The organism is Cupriavidus sp. FW305-F7 (assembly GCF_058782875.1).
Map to the genome: position 1 here is coordinate 24,069 of NZ_JBYSYC010000033.1, position 17,340 is coordinate 41,408.

Annotated in this window: 14 protein-coding genes and 2 pseudogenes; 4 read left to right on the forward strand and 12 right to left on the reverse strand. The window is 61.0% G+C overall.

The genetic code is table 11. The annotated features are described in order from the left end of the window. Positions 1 to 25: 25 nt before the first annotated feature. Complete coding sequence (locus AC3WL8_RS26685; protein WP_492379112.1) at positions 26 to 640, reverse strand: TetR/AcrR family transcriptional regulator; 615 nt, start codon at positions 638 to 640, stop codon at positions 26 to 28. An 86-nt stretch (positions 641 to 726) separates the two neighbouring features. On the opposite strand from AC3WL8_RS26685, the gene AC3WL8_RS26690 reads away from it, so the two are divergent. The 4 genes and pseudogenes from AC3WL8_RS26690 to AC3WL8_RS26705 all read left to right on the forward strand — a co-directional run. Then, entirely contained in the window at positions 727 to 2,187 is a 1,461-nt protein-coding gene (locus AC3WL8_RS26690; RefSeq protein WP_492379162.1) for an efflux transporter outer membrane subunit, read from the forward strand. Positions 2,188 to 2,280: 93 nt separating this feature from the next. Next, positions 2,281 to 3,087, forward strand: a complete 807-nt coding sequence (locus tag AC3WL8_RS26695; RefSeq protein WP_492379113.1) for an oxidoreductase — start codon at positions 2,281 to 2,283, stop codon at positions 3,085 to 3,087. A gap of 49 nt (positions 3,088 to 3,136) precedes the next feature. Then, positions 3,137 to 3,436, forward strand: a pseudogene (locus tag AC3WL8_RS26700) (MFS transporter); the annotation flags it as partial. Between the two features lie 29 nt (positions 3,437 to 3,465). After that, a pseudogene (locus tag AC3WL8_RS26705) lies at positions 3,466 to 4,415 on the forward strand (DUF3734 domain-containing protein); the annotation flags it as partial. Between the two features lie 227 nt (positions 4,416 to 4,642). Here AC3WL8_RS26705 and cyoD read toward each other — a convergent pair. From cyoD to AC3WL8_RS26760, 11 genes are all read right to left on the reverse strand, one after another. Next, positions 4,643 to 5,017 (reverse strand): cytochrome o ubiquinol oxidase subunit IV, encoded by a 375-nt coding sequence (cyoD, locus tag AC3WL8_RS26710; RefSeq protein ID WP_492379114.1) that lies wholly within the window; start codon positions 5,015 to 5,017, stop codon positions 4,643 to 4,645. Further along, on the reverse strand, positions 5,014 to 5,634 hold the full coding sequence (gene cyoC / locus AC3WL8_RS26715; RefSeq protein ID WP_492379115.1) for a cytochrome o ubiquinol oxidase subunit III: 621 nt from the start codon (positions 5,632 to 5,634) through the stop codon (positions 5,014 to 5,016). The genes cyoD and cyoC overlap by 4 nt, the downstream gene beginning before the upstream one ends. Then, a complete protein-coding gene (cyoB, locus tag AC3WL8_RS26720) occupies positions 5,631 to 7,607 on the reverse strand; it encodes a cytochrome o ubiquinol oxidase subunit I (RefSeq protein WP_492379116.1) in 1,977 nt (658 codons plus the stop codon). Before cyoB ends, cyoC begins: the two co-directional genes overlap by 4 nt. 3 nt (positions 7,608 to 7,610) lie before the next feature. Next, positions 7,611 to 8,513, reverse strand: coding sequence for a ubiquinol oxidase subunit II (gene cyoA, locus AC3WL8_RS26725; RefSeq protein ID WP_492379163.1), 903 nt, complete (start codon positions 8,511 to 8,513; stop codon positions 7,611 to 7,613). Between the two features lie 410 nt (positions 8,514 to 8,923). Beyond that, the gene (locus AC3WL8_RS26730; protein ID WP_492379117.1) at positions 8,924 to 9,859 is read right to left on the reverse strand and encodes an electron transfer flavoprotein subunit alpha/FixB family protein; all 936 of its coding nucleotides are present in this window, start codon (positions 9,857 to 9,859) and stop codon (positions 8,924 to 8,926) included. Between the two features lie 16 nt (positions 9,860 to 9,875). Further along, a complete protein-coding gene (locus tag AC3WL8_RS26735) occupies positions 9,876 to 10,625 on the reverse strand; it encodes an electron transfer flavoprotein subunit beta/FixA family protein (protein WP_492379118.1) in 750 nt (249 codons plus the stop codon). Between the two features lie 56 nt (positions 10,626 to 10,681). Beyond that, positions 10,682 to 12,379: an electron transfer flavoprotein-ubiquinone oxidoreductase gene (locus AC3WL8_RS26740; RefSeq protein WP_492379119.1), complete on the reverse strand. Its 1,698-nt coding sequence runs from the start codon at positions 12,377 to 12,379 to the stop codon at positions 10,682 to 10,684. A gap of 13 nt (positions 12,380 to 12,392) precedes the next feature. Then, positions 12,393 to 14,183 (reverse strand): acyl-CoA dehydrogenase, encoded by a 1,791-nt coding sequence (locus AC3WL8_RS26745; RefSeq protein WP_492379120.1) that lies wholly within the window; start codon positions 14,181 to 14,183, stop codon positions 12,393 to 12,395. 97 nt (positions 14,184 to 14,280) lie between these two features. Beyond that, positions 14,281 to 15,228 carry a 3-hydroxyacyl-CoA dehydrogenase NAD-binding domain-containing protein gene (locus AC3WL8_RS26750; RefSeq protein WP_492379121.1) on the reverse strand — a complete coding sequence of 316 codons (948 nt, stop codon included), beginning with the start codon at positions 15,226 to 15,228 and terminating at the stop codon, positions 14,281 to 14,283. Beyond that, positions 15,225 to 16,115 (reverse strand): 3-hydroxyacyl-CoA dehydrogenase, encoded by an 891-nt coding sequence (locus tag AC3WL8_RS26755; RefSeq protein WP_492379122.1) that lies wholly within the window; start codon positions 16,113 to 16,115, stop codon positions 15,225 to 15,227. The genes AC3WL8_RS26750 and AC3WL8_RS26755 overlap by 4 nt, the downstream gene beginning before the upstream one ends. Further along, positions 16,112 to 17,338, reverse strand: coding sequence for a CaiB/BaiF CoA transferase family protein (locus AC3WL8_RS26760; protein WP_492379123.1), 1,227 nt, complete (start codon positions 17,336 to 17,338; stop codon positions 16,112 to 16,114). The genes AC3WL8_RS26755 and AC3WL8_RS26760 overlap by 4 nt, the downstream gene beginning before the upstream one ends. Positions 17,339 to 17,340: the final 2 nt, after the last annotated feature.

The window sequence follows — 17,340 nt, forward strand, 5'->3', positions numbered from 1 at the left end:
ATGGTCACAAAGAAAAATCCGCGCGTCAGGGGGAAAGACTCCGAAGTACGAGGCTGGAGAGCAGCCCGGGCGCACTTTCCGTGTAGTCAAAGCTGTGCTGCAAAAGCAACGGATTCAGGTACGGGCGCATGACTAGGTAGATGGCCGTCGTGGCCTCGTCCAACGGCGTCTTGCGCTCGAAGTCTCCCGTCTCCCGACCTTCCTGCAGCACATCGCGCAGCGCCTTCTGGATGCGCTCTTCGTAGGCGATCACCGCTTGCCAGCGCTCAGTCGCTGCCGAGGCGGCGATCTCGTACAGCTTGCGGTCGTGGGAAAACAACCGGAAGCTGGCCTCCGTCAAGGCTTTGAACATGCGCCGGAGCTTCTCTGGCGGGGAGTCGGCTTCGGCCAGGGCGGCACTCACGTCGGCCTCGATCTCGCGCAGGCAGTTGGCGCAAATCATCTCGCCAATGGCCTGCTTGGACTCGAAGAACTTGTAGATGTAAGCCTTGGAATAACCAATGGCCTTGGCCAGATCGGAAACGGCGGTCTTCTCGTAGCCGTAGCGGCTGAAGTGCTCGGTGGCGGCAGCGACGATCTGGTCTCGCACGTCATGGTCCGCCGGGCCGCGGGCGGGAACGGGGTAAGGGGTGGTCTTCATGGGCTCCAGCTTACGCGAGTCGCGATAGTTGAACAACTTGTGACCATTTTGTACTATAGTCACTTGAAATTCAGATGGAAGAACCCATGTTGCCAAAGCGCTCCCTTGCGGCCCTCTTTGTTGCCAGCCTGGCAACCGGTTGTGCCGTCGGCCCCGACTATGTGAAGCCCGATGTGCCGGTTTCCGAACGATTCCAGGGCCAGGCCGCCGTTGAGCAGCGCACTGCCAATGCCGAAGCCGATCTGTCCGCATGGTGGGCTGGCTTTGGGGATCCGCAACTCACGCTGTTCGTGCAGATCGCACTGGAACAGAACCTGGACCTTGCACAGGCCTTCGCCCGCGTCACGCAAGCCCGTGCGGGCTTGGGCGCTGCCAATGCCGCGTTGCTGCCCTCCGGCAATATCACTGGCCAGGCCGCGCGTGTGTATCAGTCCGTCGAAACCCCTTTGGGCCGCGTGTTGAATTCGAGGCCCGGCTTCGATCGCTACGGCAGCGCATTTGAGGCCGATGTCAACGCAAGCTGGGAGTTGGACGTATTCGGCGGCCTGCGCCGTGGCCGCGAGGCGGCACTTGCCGATTACCAAGCCTCCCAGGCGGGCGCAGTCGCCACACGGCTGGCCGTGGCCGCACAGACTGCCGATATCTACATCACCATCCGCGGCTTGCAGACGCGCCTGAAGGTGGCCCGCCACCAGGTACAGACGCAAGAGGAATTGCTCTCCACCATCAAACTGCTGTACGGCAAGGGCCTGGCCGCTGAACTTCAAGTCAGGCAGGCCGAAGGCGCGCTCGCTCAGGTTCGTGCGTCGATCCCTCAGCTTGAAGCCGGCCTGGATGCGGCAATGAACGCGCTAGACGTGATGCTGGGCTCGCTGCCTGGCACGCACCGAGCCGAGCTTGCGCAAGGCGGTGATGTCCCGGCCGCTCCGCAGATTGCGATCCGCGGATCCCCTGGCGAATTGCTGAGGCGCCGTCCCGACCTCATCATCGCCGAGCGTCGCCTTGCGGCCTCCAACGCACGAATCGGCGTCGCCATTGCGGAGTACTACCCGAAGTTCTCGCTCAGCGGGCTCCTTGGCAGCGCAACGTCGGTGGGCGCCGGAAGTCTGTTCGGCAGCGGCGCAAGTCAATTTGCCGGCGTGCTCGGTCTGCGCTGGCGCCTGTTCGACTTCGGCCGCATCAACGCGCAAATCGATCAGGCCAAGGGTCAAGAGGCTGAGATGCTCGCCGCGTACCGGCTCGCCGTGCTGCGCGCAACAGAGGACGTGGAAGACGCTTTCTCTGCCCTGGTCAAGCGCGAGGAGCAAGCGGCCGTGCTCGCGCAAGGCGTGGATTCGCTCAGTCGCGCGCGAAATGCTTCGTTTGCCGCCTACCAGAAAGGCGTCGTCAGCCTGATTGAAGTCCTGCAAGCCGACGAAAGCCTGCTGCGTGCGTCAGACGCGCGCGCCCAAGCGCAAACGGAATCGGCGCGCGCTGCCGTCGCGGCATTCAAGGCGCTTGGCGGTGGCTGGCAGCCTGACGAATCGACCGCCGTGGCCAGCAAATAGTCGCCCCGCAGATGAGGCTGCGCATCCCGCGTGCCTCCGTCGCAACGACCGATTTACCGCGGTTCCAATTCACCCATACAGAAAGAAGCTGCCATGTCCAATTCCAAAATTGTCGTGATTACCGGTGTGTCTTCGGGCATCGGTCGCGCCACCGCGGCGAAGTTTGCGTTGCGGGGCTGCCGGGTATTCGGCACCGTGCGCAACCTCGCAAAAGCGCAGCCGATACCGGGTGTTGAACTGGTCGAGATGGATATCCGGGATCAAGCGTCGGTTCAGCAGGGAATCCAGGCCATCATCGCGCAGGCCAAGCACATCGATGTGCTGGTCAACAGTGCCGGCGTGACGCTGCTCGGCGCGACCGAAGAAACGTCGATCGCCGAAGCGCAGGCGCTGTTCGACACCAACGTGTTTGGCATCTTGCGCACCACGCAAGCCGTATTGCCGCACATGCGCGCGCAACGTTCGGGAAGAATCATCAATATCAGCTCGGTGCTCGGCTTTCTGCCGGCGCCGTACATGGGTCTCTATTCGGCGTCCAAACACGCCGTGGAGGGGATGTCCGAGACGCTGGACCACGAGGTCCGCAAGTTTGGCGTCCGTGTGGTGCTTGTCGAACCCTCGTTTACCAGGACCAGTCTGGATATCAATGCCCCCCATGCGGTTTCCAAGGTATCTGCCTACGACGACGAGCGCAGCGTCGTTTCGCAGGCGATTCAAAATAGTGTCCAAAAAGCACCGGAACCCGATGGCGTCGCAAGCACGGTCGTCGATGCCGCCTTGGGTACGTGGAAGATGCGCCGCACACCCAAAGGCGAGGCCTCCCTTCTGAGCAAGCTGCGCCGTTTCATGCCGGCAGGCCCGGTCGATGCAAGTCTGCGGAAAACGTTCGGGCTCTCCTGAAACGCGTTACCAAAAACAGATCCGGCGCACGCATCATCGGAAGAGCCCCATGACGAATCCAGACGGCTCAGCAACCGGGGCCTCTGCCACGATTGCTCCGGCTTTGCCCAATGTACAGATCAACACCGCATCACCTTGGCCAGTGTTCTGGGTCGCCAGCGTGGCGGTGTTCCTTGTTTCGATGGATGGCACGATGCTGTTCGCCGCCTTCAGTGCCTTACGCGCAGGATTTCCTCAAGCCACTGCGGCGCACCTTTCCTGGGTGCTGAATGCCTACACCGTCACCTACGCTGCGACGCTCGTCCCGTCTGGCGGGTTGGCGGATAAGCATGGGCGCAAAAGGGATTTCTAGTACGCTGCGTCAATTAAATGGCACCGGGCGAATTCGCCCTGGCGCGCAAGTGGGCGGGCATGTGGGCCGCGGGGCACGCACGGACGAAGGGCCAGAAAGGGTTCTTCAAGCCACGCTCCCCGTTTGAGACCCTGAGTCTTTCGCGCAGCATACCAATCCAGGTGAGCTTCTATGACACCGAGGCGCTACGTGCGACGCTGCTCGCTCATGCGGATTTCGATCCCATCAATCGGGGAGACCTCCGCGTCTCGGTGGGCGCGGTCAATGTGCGCACCGGCAACCTGACCTACTTCGACAACTCGAAAATACGGCTAGCGCCCGAGCACTTCATGGCGTCGGGCGCCCTGCCGCCGGGTTTTCCCGCCGTGGAAATCGACGGCGAGTTCTACTGGGACGGCGGCCTGGTTTCCAACACACCGCTCACGGAAATCATCCAAGAGTCCCAGCGCAAGAACACGCTGGTATTCCAGGTCGACCTGTGGAGCGCGCAGGGGAGACTGCCGGGCAATCTGCTCGATGTGTCCTCCAGTATTCAAGCCCCACGCGCGCCATCACTGCCTTCATGAAGCAGAGCCAGGAGCATGCCGGATGATCAAGGATCTGCTGGAACACATTCCCGAGCATGTGCGGCAAACCAGTGAACTCGTCCGGCAGGCACAGCAGGTGGCCGATGGCAGCACGGTCAACGTTGTGCACCTGATCTACAACAACAAGTCCTTCGAAGGGCATTACAAGGACTATGAGTTCAGCCTGGGAAACGATGTCGGAGCACTGGCACAGCGGGCTGGATGACATCCGGCGCTACTTCGGGAACTCGGACTGGTTCGCGATCCCAAGCCACGATCTGGGCTTTGTCACGCACGACATACACCGCCATTCACTGGCCGCCAATGAATCCGACCACTGCGAACTGGCCAATAGGGATGACGCCGCGAGGATTGCGACTGCCGATAGCCGTATTCGTGTGGATGCGTAGCGCTGCGCTGGAGAAGCCGAGCCAGGCCCGACGGGCCGAGGCTTGGCGGCGTATCGAAGTGACAACCAAATGAATTGCAACTCCCGCACCATTGACCACGATCGCAGCTCCTCCGCCTCAGCACAGAGGCATGAGGTGCAACATGCTCTTGGTCAGCCGCAGCGGCGGTGCGGCGGCGAAGCGCAGGTCTGAAGCCGCCAGCACCGGTCGTTCAGTTCCATCATGGACTAGTCGCGCCCCTTCGCCCGCTCGACCGTCATGTTGGCGGGCATCATGTTCTCGTTGGCGTTGTGCATGACCCACAGCGAACCGGCGACGATGATGGCCAAAAGCAGGCCACAGCAGCATAAGATAGCTGTATTCTCTCGCTGGTCTCGCGATATGCCCAAATGCAGGAAAAAGACAAGCTGCGCGATCAGCTGGGCGACGCACAACACCACAATGGCGACCAGGGCCTTGCCCGGTGGCAACCGGACCGACATGACGGCGCCAAATGACGCGAAGGTGAGTACCAGCGATAGCACGAAGCCACTCAGATAGCCCTTCAGGCTCCCGTGCGACGCCGACGCGGCACCGACCGCATGCAAATATTGGTTGCTCATACAAACTCGCGAAGATAGACAAAAGTAAACACGCAGATCCAGACCAGATCCAAGAAGTGCCAGAACAAGCTCAGGCAGGCCAGCCTGCGACGGGTCACGCCATCCAGTCCGAAGCGGCTGACCTGATGCATCAGGACCGCCATCCACAACAGGCCCAGGGTGACGTGAATCCCGTGCGTTCCGACGAGGGAGAAATACGAAGACAGAAATGCGCTCACCCCAGGCTCCGCACCCTTATGCAGCAGCTCGCTGAACTCATGGAGCTCCATGCCGATGAATGCAGCGCCAAGGATGAACGTGATGCGAAGCCAGCGCACTACGCTGTCCTGGCGCCCGTCTTGCATCGACAGCATGGCCACGCCGAAGGTAACGCTGCTGAACAGCAGCAACATTGTCTCCCCCAGCACGAACGGCAGGCTGAATAGTTCCCGGCCACCGGGCCCGCCAGCCGTGTTGGCCATCAGGACGCCGAAGGTGGCAAAGAGCACCGCAAATATCAGGCAGTCGCCCATCAGGTAGATCCAGAACCCAAGGGTCGTCTTCGCGCTGTCGTCGTGCCGATCGTGTGCGAGGTGCTCACCATGGACGTGAGCGTCACCAGTCATTGGATGCGTCATGCCGCCACCTGGAGTTGCGCGTAGCGCGCGCTTTCGATCCGCTCAACCTCGGCGGCGGGAACAAAGTAGTCCACATCGCGGTTGTAGCTACGGACAATGAAGGTCCCGATTGCACCGGCAAGACCAATCAACGCAATGAACCACATGTGCCAGACCAGGGCAAAGCACAAAACCAGGCCGAACGCCGCGATGATGACGCCGGCAGCCGTGTTCTTCGGCAGGTGAATGGCCACGTATCTGGCCGGGCGAACATAGGCCCGGCCGGTTTCCTTATCGTCCCAGTGCTGCTCCAGCGAAGTGATTTTGGGTACATGGGCAAAGTTATAGAACGGCGCAGGCGAAGCCGTAGCCCATTCGAGGCTCCGGCCATCCCAAGGATCGCCGGTCTGATCCTGGTTCTTCTTACGGTCGCGGACGCTGACGTACAGTTGCACAATCAGCGCGAGAATGCCTGCACCGATAATGACGGCTCCGCACAGGGCAACGACCAGGTAAGGGTGCCAGTCCACGTTGGCATAATGATTCATCCGGCGCGTCATGCCCTTGAAGCCGAGTACATAGAGCGGCATGAACGCGAGGTAGAAGCCCACCAGCCAGCACCAGAAGGAAACCTTGCCCCAGAATTCATTGAGCGTGAAGCCGAACACCTTCGGGAACCAGAAGTTCAATGCGGCCAGCAAGCCAAACAGCACGCCGCCGATGATGACGTTGTGGAAGTGGGCAATCAGGAACAGGCTGTTGTGCAGCACGAAGTCGGCGCCAGGCACCGCCATCAACACCCCCGTCATTCCCCCAACCGCAAACGTGACCATGAAGCCAATGGTCCACAACGTTGACGTGTGGTAACGGATCCGCCCGCGGTACATCGTGAACAGCCAGTTGAACAGCTTCACTCCGGTCGGGATCGCGATAATGGACGTCATGATGCCGAAGAAGGCATTGACATTGGCACCCGATCCCATGGTGAAGAAGTGGTGCAGCCAGACGCAGAAGGAAAGAATGCCAATGGAACACGTGGCGTACACCATGGAACGGTAGCCGAACAGCGGCTTGCGCGAGAACGTGGCAATAATCTCCGAGAACGCGCCAAAGGCTGGGAGAATCAGCACGTAGACCTCCGGGTGTCCCCAAATCCAGATGAGGTTGATGTACATCATTGCATTCCCACCGAGCTCATTGGTGAAGAAATGCATCCCGAGGTATCGGTCTGCCGCCAGCAGCGCAAGCGTCGCGGTCAGGACCGGGAAAATGGCGACAATCAGGATATTCGTAATCAGCGCCGTCCAGGTGAAAACCGGCATCTTCATCAGCGTCAGGCCTGGTGCTCGCATGCGCAAGATAGTGACAATAAAATTGATGCCAGTTAGTGTCGTCCCGAGACCTGATATCTGTAGCGACCATATGTAGTAGTCAACGCCGACCGTTGGGCTATACCCGAGCTCCGATAACGGGGGGTATGCCACCCAGCCGGTCGCGGCAAAATCCCCCACGAACATCGACAGCATCACGAGCACCACGCCGGCTGCCGACAACCAGAAGCTCAACGAGTTGACAAAGGGATAGGCGACGTCGCGGGCGCCGATCTGCAGCGGCACGATAACGTTCATCAGGCCAATGATGAACGGCGTCGCTACGAAAAAGATCATGATGACACCATGCGCGGTGAATATCTGATCATAGTGGTGGGGCGGCAAGTAGCCAGCCCCATCGCCAAATGCCATTGCCTGCTGCGTGCGCATCATGATGGCATCGGAAAAGCCGCGAACCAGCATCACCAGCGCCAGGATGATGTACATCACGCCGATCTTCTTGTGGTCGACTGAGGTAATCCACTCGGTCCACAGGTACTTCCATTTTCCGAAGTAGGTGATGGCCCCGAGTAAGGCTGCGCCCGCCAGCAGGACGACCGCCAGAGTTCCCATGATGATGGGCTCATGGAGTGGAATGGCAGAAAGATTCAGTTTTCCAAACATAGCTTAGCGCTCCGTAGCCATTGCATGCAGGGCTGGCACGGTCTCCGGACTGTCCGTCCGGCAAATCTGCCCGGCACCATGCATGTACTTATCCACGACGTTTGCGAAGAGCGCGGGCGCGACGCTGGAATACAGCGTCACCGCGTCGCGGCTGCTGGGGCGCTCAAGCATGCGATACGTCTTCTCATTCAGGGGCCGCGCAGACTGCTTCGCCTCCCGAATCCAGTTGTCGAACACCTCACGCGATGTGGCGACAGTTTTGAAGTGCATGTCGGAGAAGCCCGACCCGCTGTAGACGGCGGACTGGCCCAGGTACTCGCCAGGCGCGTTCGCGATGAGATGGAGCCGCGTCTGCATGCCGGCCATCGCATAAACCTGGCTTCCGAGCTGCGGAATGAAGAAGGAATTCATGATCGATTCCGCGGTCACTTTGAAGTCGATGGGCGTGTTGACCGGAATGGCGAGCTGGTTCAGCGAGGCGACGCCATACTGTGGGTAGATGAACAACCACTTCCAGTTCAACGCAACGACCTCAACCTCGACCGGTGCAACGTTCGACTGGATGGGTCGATAAGGATCGAGCTTGTGCGTGGTGTTCCAGATGAGAATGCCGAGCGAGGCCACGATGACACACGGAATGCCCCAGACCACCACTTCGATCCTGGTCGAGCGCGACCACTTGGGCGCATAGGTCGCCTTCTGGTTGCTATCGCGATAACGCCAGGCGAAGTACAGCGTCAGAACGATAACGGGGATAACCACCATCAGCATCAAGGCCAGCGCGATGATGATGAGCGACTTCTCCTGCTGCCCGATAATGCCTTGCGGGGAAAGCAGTTCCATCGTGCAGCCATTGAGGAGAAGGATGGCCATGCTGCCGAAAGCCAGAGCGCCTGGGCGGAGCATGCCGAAGAATGCCTTGGAGCGAGCGTAAATTGGATCAGCAGCATTCATCGTAAATGACCTCGACAGTGAATCTCTTGAGCGTCCGGCCGCGAAGATCACGGCAGACCGGGACAGCTGGCTCGCATCGCTCAAGCCTGCGTTGTACCGTTCAAGATTTGAGCCTGCTCCCGCCCACGTGTCTTATTCCCTTGCATCGGGACGGCGTACACATGGTCAGTAACGCGGCAGCAATATGAGGGTAGGCGGCCAGGAGGCCCATCACAATTCCAGATTGCTTGTAGATGGGTTCCCGGTGCCAGGCATGCATAGCTCCAGGCCTGGGGATGAGGATGAGGGGGCCACGAGGACAGGCTGTCGCGGACCCATGCCTCGCGTTGCTCGGCTACTCAAGCCAGCCGTTCAGGCCGCGGTCAACTCAGTGCTGCAACCAGTTCCGGGACGACATCGAACAGGTCACCCACCAATCCAAAATCGGCGACGCTGAATATCGGCGCTTCAGGATCCTTGTTGATCGCGACGATCACCTTTGAATCCTTCATCCCCGCCAGATGCTGAATCGCCCCGGAGATGCCCACCGCGATGTAGAGCTGCGGCGCGACGATCTTTCCGGTCTGCCCGACCTGATAATCGTTCGGCGCGAAGCCGGCATCCACTGCCGCACGCGACGCGCCCAGCGCCGCGTTCAGCTTGTCTGCAAGGGGTGCAAGCACCTTCGTGTAGTTCTCGCCGCTGGCAAGGCCGCGGCCTCCTGAAACTACGATGCTCGCGCTCGTCAGTTCGGGGCGGTCGAGCTTCGTCACTTCGCGGCTCACGAACCGCGACAGGCCGCTGTCCGCGGCAGCTTCAATCTTTTCGATCGCGGCACTGCCACCGACGGCTGCGACGGCATCGAAAGCCGTCGTGCGTACCGTCATGACCTTGATCGGATCCTGACACTGCACAGTCGCCACCGTATTTCCCGCGTAGATCGGCCTTTGGAAGGTGTCCGCGCTGACCACCGCGGTGATGTCGCTGATCTGCGCGACGTCTAGCTTTGCCGCCACACGCGGCGCGACGTTTTTGCCGTAGGCGGTCGCCGGCGCGAGAATGTGCGAATAGTTCCTGGCGATGTTCAGTACCGTCGCTTCGACGTTTTCCGCGAGCCCTGCCCCGAGCTGCGGCGCGTCGGCGATCATCACCTTCGCGACGCCCGCAATCGTCACCGCCGCATCGGCGGCACCCTGCGCGTTATGGCCCGCCACGAGCAAGTGGATTTCGCTACCGATCTTCTGCGCGGCCGCGACAGTGCTTAGCGTCGCGCCCTTGATCGACGCGTTGTCATGTTCGGCAATTACAAGAATCGTCATTTTCCTTACACCTCACTCAGAGAACCTTCGCGTCGGTCTTCAGCTTCTCCACCAGCGTCTTCACGTCCGGTACCTTCATGCCTGCGCCGCGCTTGGGCGCCTCGGTCACTTTCAACGTCTTCAGACGCGGCGTGATGTCGACGCCGAGGTCTTCAGGCTTGATGGTCTCGAGCGGCTTCTTCTTCGCCTTCATGATGTTCGGTAGCGTCACGTAACGCGGCTCATTGAGGCGCAGGTCGGTCGTGATGATGGCTGGAAGCACTACCGAAAGCGTTTCCGCGCCGCCGTCCACCTCGCGCTCAACGACTGCACGACTGTCAGCGATCGATACTTTCGAAGCAAAGGTGGCTTGCGGCAGGCCCGCCAGCGCGGCCAGCATTTGGCCGGTCTGGTTCGAGTCGTCGTCGATCGCCTGCTTGCCGAGGATCACAAGTTGCGGCACTTCCTTGTCGAGCAGCGCCTTGAGGAGCTTGGCCACTGCCAGCGGCTGCAACTCCTCGTTCGACTCGATCAGAATCGCCCGATCCGCGCCCATTGCGAGCGCCGTGCGCAGGGTCTCCTGCGCCTGCACCACGCCCGCCGAGACGGCGATGACTTCGGTTGCCACGCCCGCTTCCTTCAACCGCACCGCTTCCTCGACTGCGATCTCATCGAACGGGTTGATCGACATTTTCACGTTTGCAATGTCGACGCCCGTCCCATCTGATTTGGCATTCACTTTCACGTTCGCATCGACGACGCGTTTTACTGGTACAAGAATCTTCACGACATACTCTCCTGGATGGTTTAATGCCGGTTCGCTGGCGAATGACGCCACTTCCCTCACATATTCGGATAATTCGGCCCCCCTCCTCCCTCAGGCGTAACCCACACGATGTTTTGCGTCGGGTCCTTGATGTCGCAGGTCTTGCAATGCACACAGTTCTGCGCATTGATGACCAGGCGATCCCCGCCATCCTCGCTCCTGACGAACTCGTAGACAGCCGCGGGGCAATAGCGGCCTTCCGGGCCTGCATAGGCGCTCAGGTTGACGTCGACAGGCACGCTCGGGTCCTTCAGCGTCAGGTGCGCTGGCTGGTTTTCCTCATGGTTCGTGTTCGAGAGGAACACGGACGAGAGCCGGTCGAAGGTGAGCTTGCCGTCGGGCTTCGGATAGACGATCTGCGCGCACTGCGAAGCGGGCTTGAGCATTTCGTGATCGCGATGCCGGTGATGCAGCGTCCACGGCACCTTGCCGCCGAAGAGCTTTTGCTCGATACCAACCATCAGCGTACCGAGATAGAGCCCCTTGCTCATCCATTGCTTGAAGTTACGCGCGCGATGCAACTCCTCATGGAGCCACGATTGCCTGAACGAATTCGGGTAGGCCGCGAGCTCGTCCCCTTGTCGTCCGGCCTGCACGGCGTCGAATGCGGCTTCCGCCGCGAGCATCCCGGTTTTGATGGCCGCATGCGAGCCCTTGATGCGCGAGGCGTTGAGAAAGCCCGCATCATCGCCGACGAGCGCGCCGCCCGGAAACACGAGCTTCGGCAGCGACATCAGGCCGCCCGCCGTAATGGCGCGCGCGCCGTACGCGACGCGCTTGCCACCCTCAAGGAACGTGCGGATCGCCGGGTGCATCTTGTAGCGCTGGAACTCTTCAAACGGCGAGAGGTACGGATTCGTGTAGCCAAGGCCGACGACAAAACCGACCATGACCTGGTTGTTGTCGACGTGATAGAGGAAGGAGCCGCCGTAAGTCTGAGAATCGAGAGGCCAGCCCGCGGTGTGGATAACGAGCCCGGGTTCGTGCCGCGCAGCGTCGATCTGCCAGAGTTCCTTGATGCCAATGCCGAAGACCTCCGGGTCGGCACCGTCGCGCAGCCTGAATGTGTCGGAGAGTTGCCGCCCAAGATGTCCGCGCGCGCCCTCGCAAAAGAGGGTGTACTTCGCGTGCAGCTCCATCCCGAGCTGGAAGCTCTCCGTCGGCTGACCATCCTTGCCGATGCCCATGTTCCCCGTGGCCACTCCTTTGACGGAGCCGTCCTCGTTATAAAGCACTTCCGCCGCAGGGAAACCCGGAAAGATCTCGACGCCGAGCGCTTCGGCCGATTCCCCTAGCCAGCGCGCGACGTTCGCGAGGCTGACGACGTAATTGCCATGGTTCCGGAAGTTGCGCGGCAGCGCCCAGTTCGGGGTTTTCACGGCGCCCTTCTCGGTGAGGAAAAGAAACCGGTCTTCGGTCACCTCCACGCTCAAGGGCGCGCCTTTTTCCTTCCAGTCGGGAATGAGCTCGGTGATGGCGCGCGGGTCCATGACCGCGCCCGACAGGATATGCGCGCCGATTTCCGAACCCTTCTCCAGCACGCACACGCCGATCTCGGCACCTCTCTCCTGCGCCAGCTGCTTAAGGCGGATCGCAGCGGAAAGGCCAGCAGGACCGCCGCCCACGATGACGACGTCGTACTCCATCGACTCGCGTGGGCCATATTGCTCGATCCATTCTGCGGAGGGGTTTTCCGCCCCAATTACGGTCGTCATCCTCCCGCCCCTATCAGAACTGATCGTCCGCAAGGGCCAGCACGGCTTCCGAACCGTCAGCGCCCGTGATCGACGCCTCGAGCGCCACCGCCTGCGGCAGCAAGTATTCAGCGAAGAACTGGGCAGTCGCCATCTTCGCGCCGTAGAACGACGGGTCTTCAGACAGCTTGCGCGAGGCGGCGAGCATCGCGCGGGCCATTTGCCAGCCGCCCAGCACAATACCCGCGAGCTTCAGGTACAGCACGCTGCCGATGAATACCGCATTGGGATTGCGCGTCGCATTCGCGACAACGTACTCGACCGCCGCCTGCAGCGAGCGCTGCCCCTGCGCCAGATGCTTGTGCATCGCCTCAAACGGTTTGCCTTGCTCGGCACGCAGCTCTTCGAGCGTCTGCCCGATTTGCGCCAGCAACGCGTTTGCGACCGCGCCTTGATCGTGCAGCGTCTTTCGGCCAACGAGATCGTTGGCCTGAATCGCCGTCGTGCCCTCGTAGATCGTGAGGATGCGCGCGTCGCGGTAGTACTGCGCCGCGCCTGTTTCCTCGATAAAGCCCATGCCGCCGTGGACTTGCACGCCGAGGCTCGTCACCTCGAGCGCCGACTCGGTACTCCAGCCCTTCACGACTGGCACGAGGAATTCAAAGATCGCCTGATGGTCGGCACGGGTCGCCGCATCCTGGTGATGCTGCGCGATATCGGCGTGCGCAGCCGCGACGTACGCGAGGGAACGGGCGGCTTCGGTCAGCGCGCGCATTGTCGCGAGCATCCGGCGAACATCGGGATGTCGGATGATCGCCACGGACTGCTTGGCCGAACCATCTACCGGGCGGCTCTGGACGCGCTCCTTCGCATAGGCGGCGGCCTTCTGGTAGGCCGCGTCGGAGATGGCAACCCCTTGCGTACCGACGCCAAAGCGCGCCGCATTCATCATGACGAACATGTACTCGAGGCCGTGGTTCTCCGCGCCCACGAGATGGCCAAGCGCACCGCCATGATCGCCGAACTGGAGCACCGCCGTCGCGCTCCCCTTGATGCCGAGCTTGTGCTCGATCGACACGCATTCCACATCGTTGCGCTCGCCGAGCGAGCCGTCGTCGTTCACAATGAACTTCGGCACGATGAAAAGGGAGATTCCCTTCACACCTTCGGGCGCGCCTGGCGTGCGCGCCAGCACGAGATGGACGATGTTCTCCGCCATATCGTGCTCGCCCCATGTGATAAAGATCTTCGTGCCGAAGAGCCGATACGTACCGTCTCCCTGCGGCTCGGCGCGCGTGCGTACCAGGGCGAGGTCGGAGCCTGCCTGCGGCTCGGTGAGGTTCATCGTGCCGGTCCACTCGCCCGAGACGAGCTTCGGTACAAAGCGCTGCTTCTGTGCTTCGCTTCCAGCCGTCAGCAGCGCTTCGATCGCGCCGTCGGTCAGCACCGGGCAAAGCGCGAACGCCATGTTGGACGCGTTGGCCATCTCATAGTACGGCGTTGCAATCAGTTTCGGCAGCCCCTGGCCGCCGTACTCGACTGGGTGTTTTACACCCTGCCATCCGCCGGATGCGAACTGACGCAGCGCATCGGCAAAGCCGGGAGGCGAGGTGACTGTACCGCCCTTCCAGCTGCTCGGATGCGTGTCGCCTACGGCGTTCAGCGGCGCAAGCACTTCGCTGCATAGTTTCGCGCATTCTTCGATGACGGCCTGCGCAGTATCCAGCGTGGCATCCTCGAAGCCGGGCAAGCGGGTTACGCGCTCGAGTCCGGCGAGCTCCGACATGGTGAACAGCATGTCCTTCACGGGTGCGGTGTAGCTCATTGCAATGCTCCAATCTCTATTGTGTTTAGAACCACTCGTGGTTGATGGGGACGCACACGCAAGCGGGCAGCCTGCGGTCAGGCTCCATGCCGGGACCTCAGCTGCGCTCGGATCGCAAGCGAAGCAGACCGACCAGCATCTCGTTCTCCGCCTCCGACAGCTGTGCGACCGAACGCCCGGCGGCCTCTTGCTGGACTTCGTCGGCCAGCCTTTGCTTGAACTCAGGAGTGAGCCTCGGAGTCCCGAGCTCCTTCCACAAGGCTTCGAGCACCGGGGGCATCAGATGGTCAATGAAATGTTGAATGCCACCGGCGCCGCCTGCGAGGTGGAACTGCAGGCTGGGTCCCATGACGCCCCAGCGAAGCCCGGGCCCCCAGCTCACCGCGTCATCCGCGTCGGCCACACTGAGCACCCCCTGCTCGACGAGATACAACACTTCGCGATACAGAGCCGACTGGAGTCGGTTCGCGACGTGCCCGGGGACCTCCTTGCGCAATAGAATCGCCCGCTTGCCGATGGACTTATAGAACGCCATCGCCTTTTCGATGGCCGCTGGCGATGTTTTTGCACCGCCCACAACTTCAACGAGCGGGACAACGTGCGGGGGATTGAACGGATGTCCGATGACGCACCGTTCCGGATGCTCACACTTTGATTGAACAGCACTCATGGTCAGCGACGAGGAACTCGATGCGATCAGTGAATCGGGCGGCGTCACGGCATCCATGTCAGCGTAGAGCTTGATCTTGAAGTCCAGCCGTTCCGGACCGTTCTCCTGCACGAAGTCCGCCTTCGCCAGCGCTTGCGTCATATCAGGCGAAAACTCCAGACGGTCACGCGAAGCACCGGGAGACAGCCCGATGCGCGTGAGCACCGTCCAGGCATCGTCTACGAACTTGCGCAAGTTGGCTTCCGCGTTCGGCGCCGGATCGGTCGCGATCACGTCGAAGCCACTGGCCAGGTACTGTGCGGCCCAGCTGGCACCGATGACTCCGGTGCCAACGATGGCAATGCGGCGAATAGGTTTGTCAAAGTTCGTCATCATTTCTCCGTCGGAGTGATTTTGGCGTAGGCCACACCGGTGAGATTTCCTTGCATGGCGGCCAGTACTTGCTTCTTCGACCCATTGAGTTCTGCTGAGTAGATCGAGCCGCCCAGGTCGGTCACGAACATGCGATTGCCCGGAACATCCAACGCAAGGCCGATTCCCTCCATCAGATCGTGCAGCACGATTTCCTGGCTCGGCTTGCCGTCAATGGATGTGCGGCTCACAGTGTTGCCGCGCGGGGGATCGCCGCGATCGGTCCAATACAGATGGCGACTCGTCAGGTCGAGCTCCAGATCGATCGGCTCCGGCAGTCCCTCGAACAGCACGGTAATGTCTTGACGACTGGCGGCGTCCTGGCCCGGGGGAATCTCTAGATTCGCGCGGAAGATGCGGCCGCGTTCGCCATTGTCCGGGCCTTTCTGCGTCCAGTAGATGTGCCCACGCTCAACGTCAGCCGTAATACCCACACACCAGTTCGACGCATCGCCGCGGTCGCCATCACCGCGGCCGGCTTCCACGAGCGTTTCGATGTGCGAGCCGTCGAGATTCGAGCGCATGACGCGCATGCCTTCGCGATCCGACCAATAGAGCTTGCGATTATTGCGATCGAGATGGATCTGCTTCGGCGTGTAGGTGGCGCCCTCGGGAATGATCGTCGTGCGGTTACGACCGTCGAGATCCGCGCGTTCGATCATCCCATCGTTGAGATCGGGAACACCCATATCCGTCCAGTAGATATGCCCCTTCTCCAGGTCCAACGCGATGCCGTCCGGGTGGCGGCATCCCGTGACCAGGGTCTTTGGATCAGAGCCGTCCGGATTCATGGAGAAGATCCGGCCGTCGCTCAAATCGAGTACGAACAAACGATCCACTGATTGATTCATCGCAGCCACTCCTTCATCTTCCCAAGGGCGTCGCTCGATTCCAATGCAACGATATCGCTCGCACTGAAGCCGAGTTCCTTCAAGACACCCTCGTTGTGTTCTCCAAGGGACGGGGCGCGCCTGGCTGACACCTTGCTGACGCCGTGCACTTGTATTGGACTGCTGATGGTGGAAGTCAGCTTGCCGGGGGCGCCCTCCAGTGGAACCACAATGTCATTGAGCCGAAGCTGTGGGTCGTTGATGACTTCTTGCGGGCCGCGCACGACTCCGAACGTAACATTGACGCTTTCGAAGACCTGCTGCCAGTGCGTCATGGGTTGTGCTGCGAATATGTCATCGAGAATCGCCGTCAGCTGCGGCATGTTTGTCGTCAGCTTCGCAGGATCGGAGAACCTCGGATCCGTCAGAAGATCCTTGCGGCCCAGAGCCTCCGCGACCACCTGGAACTTGTCCGGCATGACGATGAGAACGAACCAGGTTTCATCGGCGGCGCGGTAGACGTTCAGGGCCGCATTGGCGGGATGCTTGCGATCGTGCAGCCCATAGAACGTCGCCTCGCACAGTGCGGCCTGGATCGAAACGCTCGCGGCCCAGACGCCCTCCGCAAGCAGTGATGTCGTGACGTACGAACCTTCACCCGTTCGCTCCCGACGATAGAGCGCGGTGACAATCGCGGAATACAGGCCCACGGCGGTCGCGTTGTCACCGCTACCGGCCACCGGCCAGGTTGGCGGGGCGCCGGCATCGCGCGTCATGGACAGCAATCCGCTGCGCGCCCAGTAGGAAGTGATGTCGAAGCCCGGCAGATCGGCGTCCGGCCCCTTTTCGCCGAAACCCGTCACATCCGCATAGATCAGGCGGCGGTTATGTTGCACCACGTCGTCATATTCGAGCTTCAATCGTTTGCGAGCGGGGTGCGGCGTGTTGACAATGAACACGTCAGCCCACTCGATCAGGCGCTGCAGGACCGGCTGAGCACTCGAAGATTTCAGATTGAGAGTGATACCGCGCTTATTGCGGTTGGCCAGGTGCCAGGCATAGGGATCCTTCGCCTGTGGCTGCGGCGGTAGCTCATGCCCATGTCGCCAAAGGTCTCCCGCCGGAGGCTCCACCTTGATGACGTCGGCACCGAAGTCGGAAAGGATGACCGCGGCACTGGGACCCGCGATGAAGCTGGCGAGGTCCACCACCTTCAAGCCAGAAAAGATATTCTCACTTGTCATAG

Bases quoted from the DNA above. Each gene is read 5' to 3' on its own strand.
- AC3WL8_RS26740 (WP_492379119.1), bottom strand. From the start codon at position 12,379: ATGACGACCGTAATTGGGGCGGAAAACCCCTCCGCAGAATGGATCGAG.
- cyoB (WP_492379116.1), bottom strand. From the start codon at position 7,607: ATGTTTGGAAAACTGAATCTTTCTGCCATTCCACTCCATGAGCCCATC.
- AC3WL8_RS26730 (WP_492379117.1), bottom strand. From the start codon at position 9,859: ATGACGATTCTTGTAATTGCCGAACATGACAACGCGTCGATCAAGGGC.
- AC3WL8_RS26685 (WP_492379112.1), bottom strand. From the start codon at position 640: ATGAAGACCACCCCTTACCCCGTTCCCGCCCGCGGCCCGGCGGACCAT.
- AC3WL8_RS26755 (WP_492379122.1), bottom strand. From the start codon at position 16,115: ATGAATCAATCAGTGGATCGTTTGTTCGTACTCGATTTGAGCGACGGC.
- AC3WL8_RS26695 (WP_492379113.1), top strand. From the start codon at position 2,281: ATGTCCAATTCCAAAATTGTCGTGATTACCGGTGTGTCTTCGGGCATC.
- cyoA (WP_492379163.1), bottom strand. From the start codon at position 8,513: ATGCTCCGCCCAGGCGCTCTGGCTTTCGGCAGCATGGCCATCCTTCTC.
- cyoC (WP_492379115.1), bottom strand. From the start codon at position 5,634: ATGACGCATCCAATGACTGGTGACGCTCACGTCCATGGTGAGCACCTC.
- AC3WL8_RS26750 (WP_492379121.1), bottom strand. From the start codon at position 15,228: ATGATGACGAACTTTGACAAACCTATTCGCCGCATTGCCATCGTTGGC.
- AC3WL8_RS26690 (WP_492379162.1), top strand. From the start codon at position 727: ATGTTGCCAAAGCGCTCCCTTGCGGCCCTCTTTGTTGCCAGCCTGGCA.
- AC3WL8_RS26760 (WP_492379123.1), bottom strand. From the start codon at position 17,338: ATGACAAGTGAGAATATCTTTTCTGGCTTGAAGGTGGTGGACCTCGCC.
- cyoD (WP_492379114.1), bottom strand. From the start codon at position 5,017: ATGAGCAACCAATATTTGCATGCGGTCGGTGCCGCGTCGGCGTCGCAC.
- AC3WL8_RS26745 (WP_492379120.1), bottom strand. From the start codon at position 14,183: ATGAGCTACACCGCACCCGTGAAGGACATGCTGTTCACCATGTCGGAG.